Below are 21,425 nucleotides of genomic sequence, written 5' to 3' on the forward strand. Positions count from 1 at the left end.
AAGAGGTTACGCAGAAACAAAGGGCCGGATCATCGATCCGGCCTTTTTCATTTTCCGTCGCCGAACGGCGAGAAGGCGCGCCCTCCGACGACATCGTCGTCGAGACGGGCCTTCCAGCTGCCCTCGTCGCCGCGGCCGATGCGCACCTTGAAACGCCAACCACTCTGGTTGGTAAAGGCGACGTCCGCGCCGCTCTTCGTCCTGGCGTAGCGGCAGGGATATTCGGTCGGCCGGTCCGGAAAGACGATCTTGCCTTCCTTGCTCTCGAACACAGCCGAGGTGATCTGCGGATGGATCATGAAGATGCAATTGCGCTGCGACGCGACTGGCGTCGAGAGCCCGAGCATCGCGAGCGGCGCGCCGGCGGCGGTCATGAGGACGATCATGTTCATGGAGGCAATTGTCTCCTGGAGATGCTCCTTCGACGTCGCCGCGGATCAGATGGTTCACAAAAGGAAGGGCTGGATCATCGCTTGGGCGCTCTGCCTTGAGCCTTGTCACATCGATTGATGCGCTTTCGTCTCACCCCAGCACCCAATCCTCCACCCCGGCCACGCTCGCTTCGCCCTGGCACCGCTCTTGCTGATGATCCGCCGGATGGCCCATCGACATTGAAGGTGTCCCGCAATGATCCCCACGGTGTCTCAAGACAGCGCAGCCGGCGTTGCGGTAAGATACGCCCCCTTGTTGCTGCTGGATCGGCCGTGGCGCCGCCGCAGGCTCCTCCGGTGGCGCAGAAAAATTCCTTCGTGGTTTGGCCTGGTCTTACTCGTCCTCGTCTTTGATGTTGCGCTGGCCGTGCTTGCCTGGTTCGCCGTCGATCTCGTCCTGCACTGAAAGCTCACCTCTGTGCACGTAGAACGTCGCCGCCAAATAGGCGACCTGGCCGGCGATCAGGCAGCCGACGACGATTGGAACGCCCGTCCAGAATCCAAAGCCCGAGGTCTGAAGCACCGTCGCGGCAAGGATCGCAGTCGCCGGCGAGACCAGCAATAGAGTCCAGACTCGGAAGAATAGACCCGTCGCCAAGCCGGTGATTGCGCTCGCGAGCAGGAGGAGGATTACAGTCGTCACAATAGCTTTCCGGTCCGACGGTTAGCGTCCTGTCCCGCGCTGAAGTTGAGGCACAGGAGGATTGCTCTCACAAGGATGGCGACGTCCGCGGAGCGCAAAAGGCGGAGTTATTGTTAACCCGGACAATGCTCGTAAAATCCCCGTCAGCGCATCGCGAATCATCGGATTAGCGAATGACGCAAGCAAAGAGCCGAATCATCGGTTCGGCTCTTCGTCGACCCCGCCCGTTACGCTTCGCGAACGGCGGACCAGAGCTGATCGGAGATCATCTGGACAATCACTTGGCCTTCAGTCACGATCTGATTGCCGTCGAGGCCCAGCGCAGGGACTTGGCCCGAAGGAGGCCCCACCTTCAGATAATCCTCACCATTTCGGGCTTCTTTGCGCCGCTACCGACCTCGACCAGGCCACAGAGCGGGCTGGCCTCCAGGAGCACGAGGCGGGGACGGCGGGCACACACCGGGGAAACCATCCGGTTTCGAGGAATTTCCTTCCCCTGACGCTTGGCTCGGCCGAAAGAACGACTACATGCACCTGCTTGAAATAGTCAAGATTGATGCAGGTGCATCGAATGGAGTAAGAGACGGGCGACGAGCTTGAGCGGGACCATGAAACGCAAACCATCGACCGAGGCAACCGCCGCCTGGATCCGCCTGATGCGGGTGCAGAGCCGCGTGCTCGATTGCGTCGAGCAGGACTTGAAGAAGGCCGGCTTCCCACCGCTGGCCTGGTATGACGCGCTGCTCGAACTGTCGCGGGCGCCCTCGGGCGAGCTGCGGCCGGTCGAGCTCGAGCGGCAGATGCTGATCCCGCAATATTCGACCTCACGCCTGATCGACCGCCTGGTCGACGAGGGCCTCGCCTCGCGGCGCGAATGCAAGATCGACAAGCGCGGCCAGTTCGTCGAGATCACCGAAGCCGGCCGCGAGCTGCAGAAGCGAATGTGGGGCGCCTATTCGGCCGCGATCGAGAAATATGTCGGCTCGAAACTGTCGGACGCCGACGCCGTCAAGCTCAGCAATCTGCTCGATCGCCTGGGCTGCTCGTGCGGCGAGATGAAACTGCCGCCCGCGGCCGCCAACGAAACCATGCCATCGCGATGATCGCGCGGCAAACCCGCTCGCCCGTGCAACCGGTGGGTTGGCGGGCCGTCCCTGTCACCCGCGCGCGTTCGGTCGAAGCGCTTTTGATTAGAGTTTGATATGGCGCGAGACCAGATCGACATGACGCCGCTGCAATCACGCGACGAGCTCGTCGCGTGGTTCGAGGCCGGCTGCAAGGACCCGTCCGAGTTCCGCATGGGCACCGAGCACGAGAAAACGCCGTTCACGCTCGACGACCATCGTCCGGTGCCTTACGAGGGCGCGCGCGGCATCGGCGCGCTGCTCGAAGGCATGAAGCTCCTGCTCGGCTGGGAGCCGATCATGGAGCAGGGCAACATCATCGGCCTCTACGACGTCACCGGCGGCGGCGCGATCTCGCTCGAGCCCGGCGGACAGTTCGAGCTGTCCGGCGCGCCGGTCGAGAACGTGCACCAGACCCAGAGCGAGCTGATGGCGCACTTGGCGCAGGTGCGCGAGATCGCAACGCCGCTCGGCATCGGCTTCCTCGGCCTCGGCATGACGCCGTCCTGGTCGCGCGCCGATATCCCGGTGATGCCCAAGGGCCGCTACAAGATCATGACCAATTACATGCCGAAGGTCGGTCAATACGGCCTCGACATGATGTACCGGACCTGCACGGTGCAGACCAATCTCGACTTCTCCTCCGAAGCCGACATGGTCAAGAAGCTGCGCGTCTCGCTCGCGCTTCAGCCGGTCGCAACTGCACTGTTCGCTAATTCACCGTTCACCGAGGGCAGGCCGAACGGCTTCCTCTCGTTCCGGTCCGAGATCTGGCGCGACACCGACAATGCGCGCGCGGGCATGATGCCGTGGGCGTTCGAGGACGGCATGGGGTTCGAGCGCTATGTCGATTATGCGCTGGACGTGCCCATGTATTTCGTCAAGCGCGGCGAGGAGTACATTGACGTCTCGGGCTCCTCGTTCCGCGCCTTCTTCGACGGCCGCAACAACAACCTTCCCGGCGAGCGTCCGACCTTGTCGGACTGGGCCAACCACCTCTCGACGATCTTCCCGGAAGTGCGGCTCAAGCGCTATCTCGAGATGCGCGGCTCGGACGGCGGCCCGTGGGGCCGCTTGCCGGCGCTGCCGGCGTTCTGGGTCGGGCTGCTCTACGACGATGCCTCGCTCGATGCCGCCTGGGAGATCGTCAAGCACTGGAGCGCGCATGAACGCCAGGCCCTGCGCGACGACGTGCCGCGCATGGGCTTCAAGGCGCGGATCAAGGACCGCTATCTGTTCGAGATCGCCAAGGAATGCCTCGTTCTTGCCCATGCCGGCCTGCGCCGGCGCGGCCGGATCGACCAGCTCGGCCGCGACGAAACCCGGCATCTCGAGCCGCTCGATCGCATCGTCGATTCCGGCCGGACGCCGGCCGAGGAGATGCTGGATAAATTCAACGGACCCTGGAAGGGTTCGGTGGAACCGGCCTACGCGGAATACGCGTTCTAGACCTCTGAAGCCGGGCACCCAGGATTCAGTCGTTCATCGCCCATACAGGTTTGCGGCCATCAAATGACCGGCTGAAAAACCTGAGCGTCGTCAATAACTCGAAAGCTGTTCCGATGTGGAAGGGCCGCCTGTCCGGGGCCATCATGGCCAGCGCCGCGGCATGTGTCACGCTGCTTTCGCTTGCGTTTGCGAGCGCGCCGGCGCTTGCCCAGACGGCGTTCGACCGGCCCGGCGGCGACTATTTCAGTACGCCCGTCACCTCCGGCGATCCCGAGGATTGCGCGCTGCTGTGCGAGCGCGATCGCCGTTGCCGCTCCTGGAGCTTCAACTATCCCGATGTCGAAGGCGGCTCGGCCGTGTGCTGGCTGAAGAACACCGTGCCGGCCCGCGTGCCGGGTAGCTGCTGTATCTCCGGGGTGCGCGGCGCCGGCGTGATCGAGCCGCGCGTCGAAGGCGTCGAGACGTCGATCGACCGTCCCGGCGGCGACTTGCGCAATTTCGAGCTCAAGGACGGCGAAAGCGTCGAGGCCTGCAAGGCCGCCTGCACCGCCGACAACAAATGCCGCGCCTTCACCTATGCCCGCCCCGGCTACACCGGGCGCGAGGCGCGCTGCTTCCTGAAGAAGGAAATCAAGCCGCCGCGAAGGAAGGCGGGGTTCACGTCGGGCGTGGTGCGGTAGCATCCATACTCGTGCCCCGGACGCCATCAGCGCGTTTACGCGCGTCTTCGACGCGCTATGGCGGCGCTTCTTCAGCGCCGCACTGCAGAGACGGGACACGTGAGGCACCTCACTCCGCCGCGATCACCGTGATCTCCGGCCACAGCGCTTTCCAGCGCTTAGCCTTCGCTTCGTAGTTCGCCGCGGAAAAATTCGGTCCTGGATTTGGCCGCGCGATCAGTGCCGCAATGTCGTCAAACCCGCGCGGTGCGTAGACTTCGTGGCCATCGCTTGCGCGCCTGACGCCGACCTGCGTGTTCTGCGTGAGGAAGCGGTCGATGCCTTCCCTCGAGCTTCTCAGCGGCGGATACGGCAGGCCGTGCTTGGCCGGGTACCACATGTGCACGCGGGCCTGGTTGCGGACCTCGATCTTGGCGCCGAGATGCGCGAGGCGCGCATGGAGGGTGCGGATCACCGCGTCCTCGGCCTCCCACGATGTGTCGGCGCCGAAATAGAACACGTCGTAATCGGCGATGCCGTGGTCGATCGGGCGCCCCGTGAGCACGTTCCATACCGTCTGCACCAGGCATCCCGACACCAGCCATGCATCCGGTAATGCAAGTCGATGCAGCTCGTCGGCGATCGCGGCGTTGACCGGATTGCGTAAGGCGAGCGCGAGGAATTCGTCCTTGCTCACCTGCGACCGGTCAGTGCACGGCGGTGAAGAACCGCGACAGCCTGAATCCGGACAGCCAGGTCCATACCGGCTGGCTGCGCATGCCGAGGTCCCAGGAGCCGACCACGGCGTCCGCACGGCCGATCAGATTGTCGATCGGCAGCAGGCCGACGCCGCCGGAGCGCAGCGGCACGCGGCTGTCGGCGGAATTGTCGCGGTTGTCGCCGAGCACGAACAGATGCCCGGTCGGGACCGTCACCTCGGGCGTGTTGTCGAGCGGACCGCTGTCGCGCATCTTGAAGATCAGATGCGAGACGCCGTTCGGCAGCGTCTCGACATAGCGATAGGCGGGCTCGCTGCCGCCGCTGTCGTTCTCGGCGGCGCCGACGCCGTCCGGCTTCAGCTCGGCCGGACGGTCGTTGATGAAGAGCTGGCCCTGCCGCATCTGGATGCGGTCGCCGGGCAGGCCCACGACGCGCTTGACCCAGGCCTGCGAACGATCGCCGGGCCAGCGGAAGACGACGACGTCGCCGAGCTTCGGCGTCTCCGCGAACACGCGGCCGCTTTCCGGCAGGCTGATCTGGATCGGCAGCGACGAGGTGCCGTAGCCATAGGGGAATTTCGAGGCGAGCAGCGCATCACCGATCAGGAGCGTCGGCTCCATCGAGCCCGACGGCACGTAGAACGGCTCGGCGAGCGCACCCTTGGCGATGAAGACCGCGGCGACGATGCCGGCGAGCTGAGCGATCTGTCCGCCCCAGCCGCTGCTTTTGCGCTTGGGGCTGACCGTGACCTTGTCTTCAACGCTCATGCGCCGGTTCCACCCACGGTGATGCGTTCCATCAGCAGCGACGGCTGGCCGACGCCGACAGGCACGCCCTGGCCGTTCTTGCCGCAGGTGCCGATGCCGGTGTCGAGTGCGAGGTCGTTGCCGATCATGCGGATGCGATGCAGGTCGGTCGGTCCGTTGCCGATCAGCATGGCGCCCTTGAGCGGCGCCCCGATCTTGCCGTTCTCGATCTTGTAGGCCTCGGTGCACTGGAACACGTATTTGCCCGAGGTGATGTCGACCTGTCCGCCGCCGAAATTCGCGGCGAACACGCCGTTCTTCACCGAGGCGATGATCTCGGCCGGATCGCGGTCGCCGGCGAGCATGTAGGTGTTGGTCATGCGCGGCATCGGCACATGGGCATAACCCTGGCGACGGCCGTTGCCGGTCGGCTTCATGTTCATAAGCCGTGCGTTCTGGCGGTCCTGCATGTAGCCGACCAGGATGCCGTCCTCGATCAGCACGGTGCGATTGGTCGGCGTGCCCTCGTCGTCGATCGACAGCGAGCCGCGGCGCGAGGCGATGGTGCCGTCGTCGACCACGGTGACGCCCTTGGCCGCGACCTGCTGGCCCATCAGGCCCGCAAAAGCAGATGTCTTCTTGCGATTGAAGTCGCCCTCGAGGCCGTGGCCGACCGCTTCATGCAGCATCACGCCGGGCCAGCCGGCGCCGAGCACGACGTCCATCTCGCCGGCGGGCGCCGGAATCGACTCCAGATTGACCAGCGCCTCGCGCAGCGCGCCGTCGGCGGCCTCGCGCCAATTCCTGCTCTCGATGAACTCGGCATAGCCGGCGCGGCCGCCATAGCCCTTGCTGCCGCTCTCCTGGCGGTCGCCCTGGCCGGCGACGACGGAGATGTTGACGCGCACCAGCGGACGGATGTCGCGATAGCTCTCACCGTCGGGCCGCAGGATCTCGACGACCTGCCAGGTCGCGCCGAGACTCACGCTGACCTGCCGCACCCGCGGATCCTTGTCGCGCAGGTAAGCGTCGATCTCGGCGAGCAGCTTGACCTTGGTCTCGAAGCCCGGCGCATCCAGCGGATTGTCGTCGCCATAGAGGCGGACATTGGTATGCGGGGGCGGCGCCGAGAAGCTGCCGGAATAGCCGCCGCGCACGGCAGCAACCGCGTCCGCCGCGCGAATCAGCGCCGGCAGCGACACGTCGGAGGAATGCGCATAGCCGACCGCATCATCCTTGACGGCGCGCAAACCAAAACCCTGCGAGGTGTCGTAGGTCGCCTGCTTGAGCCGCCCATTGTCGAACATGAGAGCTTCGGTCTGGCTGTATTCCAGGAACAGCTCGCCGTCGTCAGCGCCGGAAAGCCCGCGCGCGACCTCGCTGCGAACCTGGTCGCGGTCGAGATTGGCACGGTCGAGCAGGGAGGTCGTGGCAGGATTGGTCATGCGTCCGTCCATTAGCCGGGGATGTGGGGCAAGATAATGGTTTCGGACCAGTTCCGCGAGAGCGCGAAGCCTCACATTACGGAAACAAAAGGATTGCCAAGGTTAGCCGCTGCTACGGCAGCTTGTCATAGCCCTCGCCGAGCCCGTTCAGGCTGAGCGGGAAGCCGATGCCTTCTTCCGGGGTCTCGAAGATGATGAAGGTCGCGGTCTTGGCGCTGCGGAGCTGACCGAGCAGCTTGTCCTCCAGGACGACCTCGGCGACGCAGCCGTTGGGCAGGCAGCGGACGAAGCCGGCGCGGCCGACGTCCTGGTTGTCGAGCTTGAGCCCGAGGCCGGAGGGCAACAGGACCCCGAGCGGAGCGACCACGCGCATCAGCCGGCTCTTCTGGTCGGCGGTCTTGAGCACGATCACGGTCAGGCCGGCATTGGAGCGGTCTTCCGCCACCACGCTCTGGATCAGGGCGCATTGCTCGGTCTGGGCGCCCGGCGGGGTGTCGCAGCGGATCTGCCAGTCGCCATGGACGGAGCGCACCGCGCCCTGCGCATGGGCGAGCCCCGGCAGCGCCAGCAGGACCATCGCAGCCACGAGGCCGGCGAGCGCCGGGAGGCCGTTCGCCGGCCTTGCCATCGATCTCGAAAGCCCCATCGGGTCGGTCCCTCTGCTCGCCTGGGTTGCTCGCGCTTGGCGGACTGATCTGGCGGACTGATACGGAATGACGGCGTCTTGAAGGCGATTCCCAAGCAAATTCCGCGCCGCCCACACCGCCATTGCCCGCACGAATCAGGCTGCCGCGTGGCAGTCTTCCAGTGCCTACCGCGGGCAATTCCGCTGTCAAGCCGCAGCGTCCCGGGAAACGGTATTTTTGTCTGATCTTGCTGGGAGATATCTTGCCGGTGATGGCTGGCAGGCGGGGCTCAAGACTGCATTGCGATAGATCAAGAATTATGGTTTGAGAGGCTTGATTTCGCGTTCTAGCGATCTGGCCCCAATTCCTCTTAGAGGTATTCTTGCGTGGCGGTTTGTCGGACTGGCGGATCGAATAAGCGTTTCCCGCAAGCAGGGGAATGCACGTGGGGTGATCTCGGAAGGGGAGCGCGAACGACATGAGGATGTCGATGGGTCGGGTGGGCCGGCAATTGCTGGGATTGGCCACCATCGCCTTGGTGGCGACTGGAGTCACGCTGGCGACGGGTGGTGCGGCCTTGGCCGAGCTCGGGCAGCCGGCGCCGTGGGAGTGGACGCTTCAGCAGTCCGGTTCCCCGGTGATGGACAACATCGTCTGGTTCCATAACTTCCTCTTCGTGCTGATCACTCTGATCACGCTGTTCGTCCTGGCGCTGCTCGTGATCGTGGTCGTCAAGTTCAACGCGAAGGCCAATCCGGTGCCGTCGCGGACCACCCACAACACGCTGATCGAGGTGGCTTGGACGCTCGTCCCGGTGCTGATCCTGGTCGGCATTTCGGTGCCGTCGTTCCGGCTGCTGTTCCTGGAGCTCGACATTCCGAAAGCGGACCTGACCGTGAAGGCGACCGGCAAGCAGTGGTACTGGTCCTATGCCTATCCGGATAACGGCAAGTTCGAATTCGATTCGCTGATGGCGCAGGACAAGCAGCCCCGTCTGCTCGGCGTCGACAACGAGATGGTGGTGCCGGTCAACAAGGTGATTCGCGTCCAGACCACGGGTGCGGACGTCATCCATGCGTTCGCGCTGCCGGCTTTCGGCGTCAAGATCGACGCCATTCCCGGCCGTCTGAACGAGACCTGGTTCAAGGCTACCAAGACCGGCATGTACTACGGTCAGTGCTCGGAACTGTGCGGCAAGGATCACGCCTTCATGCCGATTGCGATCCGCGTGGTGAGCGACCAGGAGTTCGCCTCCTGGGTCGAGACGGCGAAGAAGAAATTTGCGAGCGGCGGCACCAGCACCTACGCCTCCGCGGCCGGCCCGACGCAGTAAGCGCCGGGGGCGGCCTGAGGGACTGAAAGCGATAAGGGTGGGACCTCCAAAGGTCCGAATGGGACGCAAGGCAGGATTTGAAAATGGCAACGAGCGCAGCGGCACACGGCGATCACGCGCATCATGACGAGCATGCCCATCCGACCGGATGGCGGCGCTACGTCTATTCGACCAATCACAAGGACATCGGCACGATGTACCTGATCTTCGCGGTCGTCGCCGGCATCATCGGTGCGGCGATGTCGATCGCGATCCGGGCCGAGTTGATGTATCCGGGCGTGCAGGTCTTCCACGAGGCCCATACCTACAACGTGTTCGTGACCTCGCACGGCCTAATCATGATCTTCTTCATGGTCATGCCCGCGATGATCGGCGGCTTCGGCAACTGGTTCGTGCCGCTGATGATCGGCGCGCCAGACATGGCGTTCCCGCGCATGAACAACATCTCGTTCTGGCTGCTGCCGGCATCGTTCGCGCTGCTCTTGATGTCGACCTTCGTCGAGGGCGAGCCGGGCTCCAACGGCGTCGGGGCGGGTTGGACCATCTACGCGCCGCTGTCGACCTCGGGCCATCCCGGCCCGGCGGTTGACTTCGCGATCCTGTCGCTGCACCTCGCCGGTGCTTCCTCGATCCTGGGCGCGATCAACTTCATCACCACCATCTTCAACATGCGCGCGCCGGGCATGACCCTGCACAAGATGCCGCTGTTCGTGTGGTCGATCCTGGTGACGGTGTTCCTGCTGCTGTTGTCACTGCCGGTGCTCGCCGGTGCGATCACCATGCTGCTCACCGACCGCAATTTCGGCACGACGTTCTTCGCCCCCGACGGCGGCGGCGACCCCGTGCTGTTCCAGCATCTGTTCTGGTTCTTCGGTCACCCCGAGGTCTACATCCTGATCCTGCCCGGCTTCGGCATGATCAGCCAGATCGTCTCGACCTTCTCGCGCAAGCCCGTGTTCGGCTATCTCGGCATGGCCTATGCCATGGTCGCGATCGGCGGCATCGGCTTCGTGGTGTGGGCGCACCACATGTACACGGTCGGCATGTCCTCGGCGACGCAGGCCTATTTCGTCGCCGCCACGATGGTCATCGCGGTTCCGACCGGCGTGAAGATCTTCTCCTGGATCGCCACGATGTGGGGCGGCTCGATCGAATTCCGCGCGCCGATGATCTGGGCGGTGGGCTTCATCTTCCTGTTCACGGTCGGCGGCGTGACCGGCGTCGTGCTGGCGAACGCGGGTGTCGATCGGGTGCTCCAGGAGACGTACTACGTCGTCGCCCACTTCCACTACGTGCTGTCGCTCGGCGCGGTATTCGCGATCTTCGCCGGCTGGTACTACTGGTTCCCGAAGATGTCGGGCTACATGTACAATGAGGGCCTTGCCAAGCTGCACTTCTGGGTCACCTTCGTCGGCGTCAACCTGGTGTTCTTCCCGCAGCACTTCCTCGGCCTGTCCGGCATGCCGCGCCGCTACATCGACTATCCCGATGCGTTCGCGGGCTGGAACCTGGTCTCGTCGGTCGGCTCATACATCTCCGGCTTCGGCGTGCTGATCTTCCTCTACTGCGTGCTGGACGCCTTCATGAAGAGGGTGCCGGCAGGCGACAATCCCTGGGGTGCCGGCGCGACCACGCTGGAGTGGACGCTGTCCTCGCCGCCGCCCTTCCACCAGTTCGAAGTGCTGCCCCGCGTGCAGTAACCAATCCCCCGCGGCGCCCGTGACGGGCGCCGCGGCGCTGTAACGAAGCGAGTAGATCTAAGTGTCCGTCCTCGACCACAACGCCATCGACATCAATCCCCACATCTCCGAAGCGGAGGTTGGCGATTATCTCGCATTGCTCAAGCCGCGGGTGATGTCGTTGGTGATCTTCACTGCGCTGGTCGGGATGGCGATGGCCCCGGGGCATTTCCACCCGGTGCTGGCGATCACCTCGCTGCTCTGCATTGCCGTCGGCGCCGGTGCCTCCGGGGCGCTCAACATGGCGCTCGAAGGCGACATCGACGCCAAGATGTCGCGCACGGCGAACCGGCCGATCCCGCGCGGCCGCATCACCCGCCCCGAGGCGATGGCGTTCGGCATGACGCTCGCCTTCTTCTCGGTGATGACGCTCGGCATCCTCGTCAACTGGATCGCGGGTGCGCTGCTCGCCTTCACCATCTTCTTCTACGTCGTGATCTACACGATGTGGCTGAAGCGCTGGACCGCGCAGAACATCGTGATCGGCGGCGCCGCCGGTGCGCTGCCGCCGGTGGTGGCCTGGGCCTCGGTGACGGGCACGATCGATGTTGAGCCGCTGCTGCTGTTCGCCATCATCTTCTTCTGGACCCCGCCGCATTTCTGGGCGCTGGCGCTGTTCCGCTCCGACGACTACGCGCGCGCCGGCATTCCGATGCTGCCGAACGTCGCCGGTCCCGACGCCACGCGTCTGCAGATCCTGCTCTACACCATCGTGCTGATCGCGGTCGCCGCCGCGCCCTGGGCGCTCGGCTATTTCGATGCCGTCTACGGCGTGGTCTCGCTGATTCTCGGTGCCGGCATGCTGGTGCTCGCCATCAACGTCTATCTGCGCCGCGAGCGCAGCCAGTCGCTGCGCGCGACCCGCAAGCTGTTTGCCTTCTCGATCCTGTACCTGTTCGCGCTGTTTGCGACCCTGCTGGCCGAGGTCGTGTACCGGGCGCTTGCTCCGATGGTTGGGGGCGCATGATCACCGCGATGGCCGACAAACCCGAGCCGGAAGGAATCGTCCTCACCGAGGCGCAGCGGAAGAGCCGTCGTCAGCGCTCCATCGCGATCGCTTTGGCGCTCGGCGTGCTCGTAGTGCTGTTCTTCGCCGTCACCATGGTCAAGGGGCCGGCTGTGCTCGTGCGGCCGATGTAGGAAATATGGATCACGAGCCCACCATATCGCAGGACGTCAGCGCCAAGCCGGGCCATCGCAACGTGGGCAAGGGCCGCGGGCTGGGGCGCGATGTGGTGGTCGCGTCCATCTGCGGCGGCGTGGTCGCGCTGATGGTCGGCGCCTCCTACGCGGCGGTGCCGTTCTACAATTGGTTCTGCCGCGCCACCGGCTTCAACGGCACGACGCAAGTGGCGACCTCTGCGCCGGCCACGGGCCCGATCGCGCGGAAGATCTCGGTGCGGTTCGATTCCAACGTCGCGCCCGGCCTGCCCTGGAAGTTCGAGCCGGAGCAGAGCGAGATCGAGGTCAATATCGGCCAGGTTGTGACGGTCTTCTACACCGTGACCAACCAGGCGGCGCGCGCCACTGCGGGCCAGGCCGCCTATAACGTCGCGCCCCTGACGGTCGGCGCCTATTTCCAGAAGATCAACTGCTTCTGCTTCACCGAGCAGACCATGGCGCCCGGCGAGAAGCGCGAGATGCCGGTCGTGTTCTACGTCGACCCGTCGATCGCCGCCGACCACGAGAACGACGGGCTGAGCACGATCACGCTGTCCTACACATTCTATCCGGTGCGCGATCCCGTGGTGAAACCGCTGGCATCGGGCGAAGCCGACAAGGGCAAGGGAAATCTTTGACCGCAGGGCTCACGCGCAGGCGGTTGGACGCAAGGGGATAAGTGCCGGACAGGCACGGGATTGAGGAGAGAGACGGAAATGGCCACGGCGCACACCAAGCATCACGACTATCACCTGGTCGATCCCTCTCCCTGGCCGGCGGTCGGCTCGCTCTCGGCCTTCATCATGGCGGTCGGCGCGGTCGCCTGGATGCACCACATGTTCTCGGCGGCGCCGATCGTATTCGGCGTCGGCACCGTGGGCGTGCTCTACACCATGGCGAGCTGGTGGGCCGACGTGATCAAGGAGGCCCAGTACAAGGGCGATCACACCCGGGTCGTGCAGCTGCATCACCGCTACGGCATGATCCTGTTCATCGCCTCCGAGGTGATGTTCTTCGTCGCCTGGTTCTGGGCCTATTTCAACGCGGCGCTGTTTCCGGCCGATGCCGTCCACGCCACCCGCGATGCGGTGTTCGGTTGCGGCCTCGGCACGCAGCCCGGCGCCTGCGCGGTCCCGGGCACCTGGCCGCCGAAGGGCATCGAGACCTTCGATCCCTGGCATCTGCCGCTGCTGAACACGCTGATCCTGCTCACGTCAGGTACCACCGTGACCTGGGCGCACCATGCGCTGCTCGAGAACGACCGCCAGGGCCTGAAGTATGGCCTGATCCTCACCGTCGTGCTCGGCGCGCTCTTCACCTGCGTGCAGGCCTATGAGTACGCCCACGCGGCGTTCTCCTTCGGCGGCAACGTCTATGGCGCGACGTTCTTCATGGCGACCGGATTCCACGGCTTCCATGTGCTGGTCGGCACCATCTTCCTGCTGGTGTGCCTGTTCCGCGCCTATGCCGGCCACTTCACGCCGAAGCAGCATCTCGGCTTCGAGTTCGCGGCCTGGTACTGGCACTTCGTCGACGTGGTCTGGCTGTTCCTGTTCCTCTGCATCTACGTCTGGGGACGCGGCGCCGAGACCATGGCCAGCGCCGCGCACTGAGCCCGATCGAACCGATCAGGAAGGGCGGCCGCAGGGCCGCCCTTTCGCTTTCCGGCCGCCCGAAGTTTCGTCGGAAACTGTGATAGAGTCCGCCATCATGAACGACAGTGCCGGCACACCCCCGTCCGAAACCACCGTCCTGCAAAGCGCGCTGCGTGGGCTTGCCTGCAAATGCCCGCGCTGCGGCCAAGGCAAGCTTTATGCGGGCTTTCTGACGCTCGCGCCCGCATGCAACCGTTGCGGGCTCGACTATGCCTTCATCGATACCGGCGACGGCCCGGCGATCTTCATCATCATGCTGGCCGGCGGCATCGTCGTCGCGTGCGCCCTCATCGTCGAAGTCAAATACCAGCCGCCATATTGGCTGCATGCGGTGCTCTGGCTGCCGCTCATCCTCGCCACCACGCTGTTGCCGCTGCGCTCGATGAAGTCGTTGCTGATCGCGCTGCAATTCCACCACAAGGCGGCGCCGGGCCGGTTGGTCGATCGCGCGAAATGAATGAGCCTGCGTCGCGCAAGGCCCCCGTGGCCGGCTTCGCGCTGTTCACGCTGTTCCTCACGGCTGTGTTCGTGGCGCTCGGTGTCTGGCAGCTGCAGCGCCGCACCGCCAAGCACGAGTTGATTGCGGCGCTCACCGAGCGGCTTGCGGCCGCGCCGGTTGCGCTGCCGCCGTCCGCGCAATGGATCGCGCTCAATCCCGCCCGCGACGAATTCCGCCGCGTCAGCTTCACCGCGACCTACGCAGCCCTCCCCGATGCAATGGTCTATTCCTCCGGCTCGGCGGTGCGCAAGGACGCCTCCGGCCCCGGCACCTGGGCGTTCCTGCCGGCGCGGCTTCCCGGCGGCGAGATGGTCGTGATCGACGCGGGTTTCGTCGAGAACACGATGCAGGACCGCGGCGTCGAGGATCGCGCGGTGAACAAGCTTATCACGGGCCAACCGGTTGAGCTCACCGGCTATCTGCGCTTTCCCGAGGCGCCAAGCTGGCTGACTCCGGCGGAGAATCGCGGCAAGCGGCTCTGGTTCGTGCGCGATCATCTGGCAATCGCAAGCGTGCTGGGCTGGGGCACGGTTGCGCCGTTCTATATCGATCTCGAACGGCCCGCGCCGGCGAACGGCATCCCGCGTCCGGGACCGCTCCAGGTGAATCTCAAGGACGACCATCTGCAATATGCAATCACCTGGTTCACGCTTGCAGGCGCCGTGCTCATCGCCTTCGGCGTGTGGGCAAGAGGCCGGCGGCAGAGCTGAGCTCATTGGCAGGTCCATCGAGGGAACCCGGTATCGCCCGGGGTTTATTATTCAGCGCATATTCACGAGGGTGGTTCTAAGCCGCCAATATTGTCCGCGGCAGATTGGGTGCGGCGTGAGTGATTTCGACCAGATGGGAATTATCGTCGACTGGGTGGATGCCTGCCGTAAGGGCGACCTCACAGCCCTGCTCGACCTCTATGCCGACGACGCGCAGCTCGAATGCACCTGCGACGGCGCGCGGCGCTTTCGTGGCCGGAGCGAGATCGAGGCCTATTGGCAGCCGCGGCTCAGCGCCTTCTCCTCGGCGGGGTTCGGGCTGGAAGAGATCAATCCCGCGCCCCACGGCGTCCACCTCGAATATTCCGTCGCCGGCGCGCTGCGCATTCAGGCCTCGTTCCGCTTCAGCCCGGATGGCAAGATCCGCAGCACGCTGTGCGAACCGGCGCGACAGAATGCGCATGATGGTTGCGCCTGCTGAATTAGCCTGGTGACGGAACGTCCCGCATCGTCTCCGCCGGAAGGCGGCAGCGCACGTAGGTTCGGTCATCCACGCGCAACAGCGATAGCGATCCGCTGAGCGCGCGCACGCGCTCATGCATGCCGGTCAGGCCCCGGCCGAAGACGTTGTCCGCAGGGAAACCGCCGCCATCGTCGGAGATCTCGACGACGAGCGTCTTGTCGGCAACCGTCGCCTGCACATGTGCGTTGCCCGCGTTGGCATGTCGCAGCACGTTGGTCAGTGCCTCCTGGATCACTCGATAGACGGTCTGCGCCAGCGGTCCGCCGATTGCGCTGAGATCGCGATCGATCGCGTCCGTCAGCACGATATGAGGTGCCTGCTTGCGAAAATTCCGGAGCAGCGTTTGCACGCTGCTCGAAAGGCCGAGCTCCTCGATATAGAGCGGCCGCAGCCGGTCGAGGATGCGGCGGTTGGTCTGCTGCAGGGCCTCGACCGATTGCAGCAGGTCCTGTGCCGAATTGCCGAGATGTCCCGTTGGCTCGGAGGCATCGGTCAGCGCGATCGTGCCGGCGCGGATGCTGAAGAGGAGGGGCCCGAGCTCGTCGTGCAGTTCGCGGGCGAGATCGCGCCGCTCGTCATCCTGCAGCGACACCAGGCGGTGCATCAGATCGCGATTGTCCTGGCTGAGTTGCGCCAGTGTCGCTGCCAGCGCATTGGCTTCCTCGCAGCTCTGCCGGATCTCCGGCGGTCCTCCGACCGGGATCGGCCTTGCGTAGTCGCCGCGCCGAATCCGCGTAAGACCGTCGCCGAGATGTTGCAGGGGGCGCAGGGCCGAACCGGCGAAGACATAGGCAACGGTGCCGGTGAGCACCATCAGGACAGCGACCAGGCTGGTCAGCGCAAGGAAGCCGATCCACTTCTCGAACAAGTCGGCCGATATGTCCGGGAAGAACACGATATCGCCGACATGTCTGCCGTCTATGACGATCGGAAACGCCGCTTCCATCTCTGGTATGGTGATGAGGTTGACGAACCATTGCGGAACCTTCTTCAGGTTGCGCAAGTCTTTCGGAGAAGGCGGGGGACCTCCGTCCATGCGGCGGAATTGAATATCCGTGGAGGCGTCCAAGGACTGAACAAATGCATCGAGGGTCTTTTGCGGATTGTCCGATGCGCGCAGGGTGCTGTTGAGCGCGGCGGCGATGGTCTGGATCGAGCGTCGAGCCGGCTCGTGTTCATCAGCTACCTGACCTGGTGCAAATATCTGCAGTAATATGCCGCCCAGGATCAGGGCTGCGAGAAGGCTCGCGCCGAGCGGGAGAAACAATTGCGTTCGGAACGAAAGTCGTCGCCACATTAGGTCAATTCTAACGCGTATCGGCCGGATTTGCTCTTTCCATTTATTCCCGGCGGGCTATGAGTCGAAAAACAAGAGAGTGCGCGATGCAAGATACCGCCAAGCTGGCGACGAGGGTCCTGATCGTCGACGACCATCCCGTGGTGCTGTCCGGCTGCCGCACCCTGTTCGCATCCGACCATTCAATCCGCATTGACGAGGCGAGTGATGCCAAATCCGGGCATCGCGCCTATGTCAGCAAGCGGCCCGACGTCACCGTGATCGACATCAGCCTGCCCGACGTCTCCGGGTTCGAGCTGATGCGGCGCATCCGCAAGGACGACCCCGACGCCAAGATCATCATGTTCAGCATGAACGACGATCCGGCGTTCGTCGTGCGGGCCGTCGAGCTCGGGGCGCAGGGCTATGTCTCCAAAGGCGACGATCCCAGGATCCTGCTCAAAGCGGTGCGCAAGGTGGTCGCGGGTGACAATTTCATCTCGCCGCAGCTTGCGGAAGCCGTGACGTTTTCCGGCGCGGCGATCAAGGCCAACCCCGCGTCACAGATGACGCCGCGGGAGCTCGAAATTCTTCGCTTGCTCGGACGCGGCGATAAGATCGTCGAGGTCGCCGAGGCGCTCGGCATCTCCTACAAGACGGTCGCCAACACCACGTCCCTGCTCAAGCAGAAGCTTGGCGCCAAGAACCATTCCGACCTGATCCGGATCGCAGTGGAAATCGGAATGAACTGACTTTCGCCATCGACCGAACCGACTGCTCCGGGATGCAGCGGTTCGGCCGACGGATCGACGCCGCCGTTGGCCGGGCAATGCATTGGACAACGGGCTGACACCCATCCGCCGACACAATGAGCCGAGGCTGTATTCGTTCCCGCGACTGATTCGGGAAAAAGCGGAGTTCAGGGTCAGGATCACGGCCGGGACTTGGCTGCAACTGCCAAAAGCGAACCAGAGCCGGATCGGGAAGAATAGGAACATTTTCGATACGCGCGGGGTTTTGGACTTGACGATTTCGTGACAGGCGACGAAAGCTTGCCGGAACAGTTTTGAGGGTTCGCGACCCCGACGAGGCAACTGGTCTGCACACAACGACAGGCCTTCCAAGAGAAGGGCTGCGGCAATGCCGCAGCCCTTTTTCATTGGGCGAGGGGGTACGCCGGAAGCGGTTTCCCGATGCCGCAAAACACTCTATGGTGGTTCAAAGCCACCGGCTGTTGACAAGTAATTACGTAAAATCAAAGGCTTAAGGGTCGAGCTCCGGCCCGGCCGCCTTTGGAGGGCAGTTTGACTCGCTATATCTCGACCCGGGGCGAAGCCCCCGAACTCGGCTTTTGTGACGTGATGCTGACCGGGCTTGCCCGCGACGGCGGCCTGTATGTGCCGGCGGTGTGGCCACAGCTTCCGAGCGAGACGATCGCCGGCTTCTTCGGCCGCCCCTATTGGGAGGTCGCGGTCGACGTGATTCGTCCCTTCGCCGGTGGCGAGATTTCCGACGCCGAGCTCGGGCGGATGGCGAACGAGGCCTATGCCACCTTCCGCCATCCTGCGGTGGTGCCGCTGCGCCAGATGTCCCCGCACCAGTTCGTGCTGGAGCTGTTCCACGGTCCGACGCTCGCCTTCAAGGACGTAGCGATGCAGCTGATCTCGCGGCTGATGGACCATGTGCTCGAAAAGCGCGGCCAGCGCACCACCATCGTGGTCGCGACGTCAGGCGATACCGGCGGCGCCGCGGTCGAAGCCTTTGCGGGCCTCGAGAACGTCGATCTCATCGTGCTGTTTCCGCACGGCCGCATCTCCGAGGTGCAGCGGCGGATGATGACCACGACGGGCGCGGCCAACGTCCATGCGCTCGCCATCGAAGGCACCTTCGACGACTGCCAGGCGCTCGTGAAGGGGATGTTCAACAACCATCGCTTCCGCGATGCGACCTCGCTCTCCGGCGTCAATTCCATCAACTGGGCGCGCATCGTCGCGCAGGTGGTCTACTATTTCACCTCTGCCGTCGCGGTCGGTGCTCCGGCGCGCGCGGTCGATTTCGTCGTTCCGACGGGCAATTTCGGCGACATCTTCGCCGGCTACGTCGCCAAGCGCATGGGGCTGCCGGTGCGCACCCTGCGCATCGCCGCCAACGTCAACGACATCCTGGCGCGCACGCTGAAGACCGGCATCTACGAGGTGCGTGAGGTGCACGCGACGGCATCGCCGTCGATGGACATCCAGATCTCCTCGAACTTCGAACGGCTGCTGTTCGAGGCCGGCCGGCGCGATGGCGCCGGCGTGCGTCGCCTGATGGAACAGCTGAAGCAGTCCGGCCGCTTCGTGCTACCCGATGCGACACTCGCCGCGATCCGCGAGGAGTTCGATGCCGGGCGCGCTGACGAGACCGAGACTGCGGCTGCGATCCGCGCCGCCTGGCGCGAAGCAGGCGAGCTGGTCGATCCTCATACCGCCGTGGCGCTCGCCGTCGCGGACCGCGACACCACCGATACGAAGGTGCCGAGCATCGTGCTCTCCACCGCCCATCCGGCCAAGTTCCCCGACGCCGTCGAGGCGGCTTGCGGCCAGCGGCCGCAACTGCCGGCCTGGCTCGACGGCCTGATGACCAAATCCGAACACATGAGGGTGATGAAGAACGATCAGGTCGAGCTCGAGCGGTTCGTGCTGTCCGCCAGCCGCGCCGCAAAGCAGGGAGTTGCCGGATGAGCGTCGAGATGTCCAAGCTTGCCTCCGGCCTCACCGTCGTCACCGACGAGATGCCCCACCTCGAGACGGCGGCGCTCGGCGTCTGGGCCGGCGTCGGCGGACGCGACGAGAAGCCGAACGAGCACGGCATCTCGCATCTGTTGGAACACATGGCGTTCAAGGGCACGACCAGGCGCTCCTCGCGCGAGATCGTCGAGGAGATCGAGGCGGTCGGCGGCGACCTCAATGCCGGCACCTCGACCGAGACCACGTCCTATTACGCGCGGGTGCTAAAGGCCGACGTGCCGCTCGCGCTCGACGTGCTCGCCGACATCCTCGCCAATCCGGCCTTTGAGCCCGACGAGCTGGAGCGCGAGAAGAACGTCATCGTGCAGGAGATCGGTGCCGCGCAGGACACGCCCGATGACGTCGTGTTCGAGCATCTGAACGAGCTCTGCTATCCCGACCAGCCGATGGGCCGTTCGCTGCTCGGCACCGCCAAGACGCTGCGCGCCTTCAACCGCGACATGCTGCGTGGCTATCTGTCGACGCATTATCGCGGGCCCGACATGGTGGTGGCCGCGGCCGGGGCGGTCGACCACGGCCAGGTCGTCGCCGAGGTCGAAAAGCGTTTTGCGAGCTTCGAGGGGACGCCCGGGCCGAAGCCGCAGGCCGCTCGGTTCGGCCAGGGCGGCGCCAAGGTGGTGCATCGCGAGCTCGAGCAGGCGCATCTGACGCTGGCGCTCGAGGGGGTGCCGCAGACCGATCCTTCGCTGTTCTCGCTGCAGGTCTTCACCAATGTCCTTGGCGGCGGAATGTCGTCGCGCCTGTTCCAGGAGGTGCGCGAGAAGCGCGGCCTCTGCTACTCTATCTACACCTTCCACGCCCCCTACACCGATACCGGCTTTTTCGGCCTCTATACCGGCACCGATCCCGCCGACGCGCCGGAGATGATGGAGGTCGTGGTCGACATCATGAACGAATCGGTGGAGACGCTGACCGAGGCCGAGATCGCCCGAGCCAAGGCACAGATGAAGGCGGGGTTGCTGATGGCGCTGGAGAGCTGCTCCTCCCGCGCCGAGCAGCTCGCCCGGCATGTGCTGGCCTACGGGCGGCCGCAGACAGTGCAGGAACTGGTTGCCCGGATCGACGCCGTCAGCATCGAATCGACGCGGGACGCGGCCCGTGCGCTGCTGTCGCGCAGCCGGCCTGCGGTCGTCGCATTGGGCAGCGGCAGGGGTCTGGACACGGCGGTGTCTTTTGCGGAAGGATTGACACGGGCGCGCGCCAAGGCGCGGCTGCATTAGGAGCCGCGCGCGGGCCTCGCCCCGGGAAGCATCACATGGCCCTCTTTCGCCTGCCATCCAGTGGACCCGCCGCCCTGGCGCCGCGCGGCAACGGGCTGCTCCTGCGCGCGCCGCAAATGTCCGACTTCCTGCAATGGGCTCATTTGCGCGAGACCAGCCGCGACTATCTGACGCCTTGGGAGCCGATCTGGCCGTCCGACGATCTCACCCGCTCCGGCTTCCGCCGCCGCCTGCGCCGCTATGCCGAGGACATTGCCGCGGACCGCTCCTATCCCTTTCTGATCTTCCGCGAGCTCGACGGTGCCCTGGTCGGCGGCATCACGCTCGCCAATGTCCGGCGCGGCATCGTGCAGGCCGGCACCATCGGCTATTGGGTCGGCCAGCCTTATGCCCATCGCGGCTACATGACGGCCGCACTCCGGGTGCTGCTGCCGACGCTGTTCGGCGAGCTCAATCTGCACCGGGTCGAGGCCGCCTGCATCCCGACCAATGCGCCGTCGATCCGGGTGCTGGAGAAGTGCGGCTTCTCGCGCGAGGGCCTGGCGCGCCGCTATCTCTGCATCAACGGGGTCTGGCAGGATCACCTGCTGTTCGGCCTGCTGCACGAGGACTTCCGCGGCTGAGCAGCCTGATGGATGCGGCCAAATCCCTTTTTGCCGCCTTGGGTTCGCCGATAT

General features: G+C 64.8%; 23 protein-coding genes. 16 read left to right on the forward strand and 7 right to left on the reverse strand.

Translation table 11 applies throughout. The annotated features are described in order from the left end of the window. Window positions 1–47 precede the first annotated feature (47 nt). Window positions 48–392 (reverse strand): hypothetical protein, encoded by a 345-nt coding sequence (locus I6F20_RS26385; RefSeq protein WP_225128511.1) that lies wholly within the window; start codon window positions 390–392, stop codon window positions 48–50. 373 nt (window positions 393–765) lie between these two features. After that, complete coding sequence (locus I6F20_RS26390; protein ID WP_225113003.1) at window positions 766–1,074, reverse strand: hypothetical protein; 309 nt, start codon at window positions 1,072–1,074, stop codon at window positions 766–768. 608 nt (window positions 1,075–1,682) lie between these two features. Here I6F20_RS26390 and I6F20_RS26395 point away from each other — a divergent pair. From I6F20_RS26395 to I6F20_RS26405, 3 genes are all read left to right on the forward strand, one after another. Further along, complete coding sequence (locus I6F20_RS26395; protein ID WP_035996519.1) at window positions 1,683–2,177, forward strand: MarR family winged helix-turn-helix transcriptional regulator; 495 nt, start codon at window positions 1,683–1,685, stop codon at window positions 2,175–2,177. 99 nt (window positions 2,178–2,276) lie between these two features. Then, window positions 2,277–3,647: a glutamate--cysteine ligase gene (locus I6F20_RS26400; protein WP_225128512.1), complete on the forward strand. Its 1,371-nt coding sequence runs from the start codon at window positions 2,277–2,279 to the stop codon at window positions 3,645–3,647. 113 nt (window positions 3,648–3,760) lie between these two features. Continuing rightward, window positions 3,761–4,327 (forward strand): PAN domain-containing protein, encoded by a 567-nt coding sequence (locus tag I6F20_RS26405; protein WP_035996547.1) that lies wholly within the window; start codon window positions 3,761–3,763, stop codon window positions 4,325–4,327. 109 nt (window positions 4,328–4,436) lie between these two features. Here the strand turns inward: I6F20_RS26405 and I6F20_RS26410 are convergent, their stop codons facing one another. The 4 genes from I6F20_RS26410 to I6F20_RS26425 form a co-directional block, all read right to left on the reverse strand. Beyond that, the gene (locus tag I6F20_RS26410) at window positions 4,437–5,003 is read right to left on the reverse strand and encodes a nucleotidyltransferase family protein (RefSeq protein WP_035996550.1); all 567 of its coding nucleotides are present in this window, start codon (window positions 5,001–5,003) and stop codon (window positions 4,437–4,439) included. 10 nt (window positions 5,004–5,013) lie between these two features. Then, window positions 5,014–5,793, reverse strand: coding sequence for a signal peptidase I (lepB, locus tag I6F20_RS26415; RefSeq protein WP_225128513.1), 780 nt, complete (start codon window positions 5,791–5,793; stop codon window positions 5,014–5,016). After that, complete coding sequence (gene tldD / locus I6F20_RS26420; RefSeq protein WP_109145594.1) at window positions 5,790–7,217, reverse strand: metalloprotease TldD; 1,428 nt, start codon at window positions 7,215–7,217, stop codon at window positions 5,790–5,792. Before tldD ends, lepB begins: the two co-directional genes overlap by 4 nt. A 112-nt stretch (window positions 7,218–7,329) precedes the next feature. After that, window positions 7,330–7,863 carry an invasion associated locus B family protein gene (locus I6F20_RS26425; protein ID WP_035996576.1) on the reverse strand — a complete coding sequence of 178 codons (534 nt, stop codon included), beginning with the start codon at window positions 7,861–7,863 and terminating at the stop codon, window positions 7,330–7,332. Window positions 7,864–8,321: 458 nt separating this feature from the next. Here I6F20_RS26425 and coxB point away from each other — a divergent pair, with 458 nt between their 5' ends. The 9 genes from coxB (at window position 8,322) to I6F20_RS26470 (ending at window position 15,421) form a co-directional block, all read left to right on the forward strand. Further along, window positions 8,322–9,176, forward strand: coding sequence for a cytochrome c oxidase subunit II (coxB, locus tag I6F20_RS26430; protein ID WP_035996579.1), 855 nt, complete (start codon window positions 8,322–8,324; stop codon window positions 9,174–9,176). An 83-nt stretch (window positions 9,177–9,259) separates the two neighbouring features. After that, entirely contained in the window at window positions 9,260–10,876 is a 1,617-nt protein-coding gene (ctaD, locus tag I6F20_RS26435) for a cytochrome c oxidase subunit I (protein WP_035996582.1), read from the forward strand. 61 nt (window positions 10,877–10,937) lie between these two features. After that, entirely contained in the window at window positions 10,938–11,882 is a 945-nt protein-coding gene (locus I6F20_RS26440; protein WP_225128514.1) for a heme o synthase, read from the forward strand. Next, a complete protein-coding gene (locus tag I6F20_RS26445) occupies window positions 11,879–12,055 on the forward strand; it encodes a cytochrome c oxidase system small membrane protein (protein ID WP_035996586.1) in 177 nt (58 codons plus the stop codon). Before I6F20_RS26440 ends, I6F20_RS26445 begins: the two co-directional genes overlap by 4 nt. 5 nt (window positions 12,056–12,060) lie before the next feature. Beyond that, window positions 12,061–12,714: a cytochrome c oxidase assembly protein gene (locus I6F20_RS26450; RefSeq protein WP_225128515.1), complete on the forward strand. Its 654-nt coding sequence runs from the start codon at window positions 12,061–12,063 to the stop codon at window positions 12,712–12,714. 78 nt (window positions 12,715–12,792) lie between these two features. Beyond that, window positions 12,793–13,689, forward strand: a complete 897-nt coding sequence (locus I6F20_RS26455; protein ID WP_035996590.1) for a cytochrome c oxidase subunit 3 — start codon at window positions 12,793–12,795, stop codon at window positions 13,687–13,689. A gap of 97 nt (window positions 13,690–13,786) precedes the next feature. Then, a complete protein-coding gene (locus tag I6F20_RS26460; protein ID WP_225128516.1) occupies window positions 13,787–14,188 on the forward strand; it encodes a DUF983 domain-containing protein in 402 nt (133 codons plus the stop codon). Further along, window positions 14,185–14,940 carry an SURF1 family protein gene (locus tag I6F20_RS26465; RefSeq protein ID WP_225128517.1) on the forward strand — a complete coding sequence of 252 codons (756 nt, stop codon included), beginning with the start codon at window positions 14,185–14,187 and terminating at the stop codon, window positions 14,938–14,940. Before I6F20_RS26460 ends, I6F20_RS26465 begins: the two co-directional genes overlap by 4 nt. Before the next feature lie 115 nt (window positions 14,941–15,055). After that, window positions 15,056–15,421, forward strand: coding sequence for a nuclear transport factor 2 family protein (locus I6F20_RS26470; protein ID WP_035996598.1), 366 nt, complete (start codon window positions 15,056–15,058; stop codon window positions 15,419–15,421). 1 nt (window position 15,422) lies between these two features. On the opposite strand, the gene I6F20_RS26475 is transcribed toward I6F20_RS26470, so the two are convergent. After that, on the reverse strand, window positions 15,423–16,760 hold the full coding sequence (locus I6F20_RS26475; RefSeq protein WP_225128518.1) for a histidine kinase: 1,338 nt from the start codon (window positions 16,758–16,760) through the stop codon (window positions 15,423–15,425). A gap of 86 nt (window positions 16,761–16,846) precedes the next feature. Between I6F20_RS26475 and I6F20_RS26480 the strand changes: the two genes are divergently transcribed. The 4 genes from I6F20_RS26480 (at window position 16,847) to I6F20_RS26495 (ending at window position 21,371) form a co-directional block, all read left to right on the forward strand. Further along, window positions 16,847–17,491, forward strand: coding sequence for a response regulator transcription factor (locus I6F20_RS26480; RefSeq protein ID WP_028178165.1), 645 nt, complete (start codon window positions 16,847–16,849; stop codon window positions 17,489–17,491). Window positions 17,492–18,043: 552 nt separating this feature from the next. After that, window positions 18,044–19,462 carry a threonine synthase gene (thrC, locus tag I6F20_RS26485; RefSeq protein WP_036040215.1) on the forward strand — a complete coding sequence of 473 codons (1,419 nt, stop codon included), beginning with the start codon at window positions 18,044–18,046 and terminating at the stop codon, window positions 19,460–19,462. Further along, window positions 19,459–20,748 carry a M16 family metallopeptidase gene (locus tag I6F20_RS26490; RefSeq protein ID WP_036020577.1) on the forward strand — a complete coding sequence of 430 codons (1,290 nt, stop codon included), beginning with the start codon at window positions 19,459–19,461 and terminating at the stop codon, window positions 20,746–20,748. Before thrC ends, I6F20_RS26490 begins: the two co-directional genes overlap by 4 nt. 35 nt (window positions 20,749–20,783) lie before the next feature. Continuing rightward, entirely contained in the window at window positions 20,784–21,371 is a 588-nt protein-coding gene (locus I6F20_RS26495) for a GNAT family N-acetyltransferase (protein WP_035996611.1), read from the forward strand. The last annotated feature ends 54 nt before the right edge of the window (window positions 21,372–21,425 follow it).

It is taken from the genome of Bradyrhizobium sp. IC3123 (genome assembly GCF_020193625.1).
Classification (GTDB): Bacteria; Pseudomonadota; Alphaproteobacteria; order Rhizobiales; family Xanthobacteraceae; genus Bradyrhizobium; species Bradyrhizobium yuanmingense.

Bases quoted from the DNA above. Each gene is read 5' to 3' on its own strand.
- I6F20_RS26385 (WP_225128511.1), bottom strand. From the start codon at position 392: ATGAACATGATCGTCCTCATGACCGCCGCCGGCGCGCCGCTCGCGATG.
- I6F20_RS26395 (WP_035996519.1), top strand. From the start codon at position 1,683: ATGAAACGCAAACCATCGACCGAGGCAACCGCCGCCTGGATCCGCCTG.
- I6F20_RS26400 (WP_225128512.1), top strand. From the start codon at position 2,277: ATGGCGCGAGACCAGATCGACATGACGCCGCTGCAATCACGCGACGAG.
- I6F20_RS26405 (WP_035996547.1), top strand. From the start codon at position 3,761: ATGTGGAAGGGCCGCCTGTCCGGGGCCATCATGGCCAGCGCCGCGGCA.
- lepB (WP_225128513.1), bottom strand. From the start codon at position 5,793: ATGAGCGTTGAAGACAAGGTCACGGTCAGCCCCAAGCGCAAAAGCAGC.
- tldD (WP_109145594.1), bottom strand. From the start codon at position 7,217: ATGACCAATCCTGCCACGACCTCCCTGCTCGACCGTGCCAATCTCGAC.
- I6F20_RS26425 (WP_035996576.1), bottom strand. From the start codon at position 7,863: ATGGGGCTTTCGAGATCGATGGCAAGGCCGGCGAACGGCCTCCCGGCG.
- coxB (WP_035996579.1), top strand. From the start codon at position 8,322: ATGAGGATGTCGATGGGTCGGGTGGGCCGGCAATTGCTGGGATTGGCC.
- ctaD (WP_035996582.1), top strand. From the start codon at position 9,260: ATGGCAACGAGCGCAGCGGCACACGGCGATCACGCGCATCATGACGAG.
- I6F20_RS26445 (WP_035996586.1), top strand. From the start codon at position 11,879: ATGATCACCGCGATGGCCGACAAACCCGAGCCGGAAGGAATCGTCCTC.
- I6F20_RS26450 (WP_225128515.1), top strand. From the start codon at position 12,061: ATGGATCACGAGCCCACCATATCGCAGGACGTCAGCGCCAAGCCGGGC.
- I6F20_RS26455 (WP_035996590.1), top strand. From the start codon at position 12,793: ATGGCCACGGCGCACACCAAGCATCACGACTATCACCTGGTCGATCCC.
- I6F20_RS26460 (WP_225128516.1), top strand. From the start codon at position 13,787: ATGAACGACAGTGCCGGCACACCCCCGTCCGAAACCACCGTCCTGCAA.
- I6F20_RS26465 (WP_225128517.1), top strand. From the start codon at position 14,185: ATGAATGAGCCTGCGTCGCGCAAGGCCCCCGTGGCCGGCTTCGCGCTG.
- I6F20_RS26475 (WP_225128518.1), bottom strand. From the start codon at position 16,760: ATGTGGCGACGACTTTCGTTCCGAACGCAATTGTTTCTCCCGCTCGGC.
- I6F20_RS26480 (WP_028178165.1), top strand. From the start codon at position 16,847: ATGCAAGATACCGCCAAGCTGGCGACGAGGGTCCTGATCGTCGACGAC.
- I6F20_RS26490 (WP_036020577.1), top strand. From the start codon at position 19,459: ATGAGCGTCGAGATGTCCAAGCTTGCCTCCGGCCTCACCGTCGTCACC.
- I6F20_RS26495 (WP_035996611.1), top strand. From the start codon at position 20,784: ATGGCCCTCTTTCGCCTGCCATCCAGTGGACCCGCCGCCCTGGCGCCG.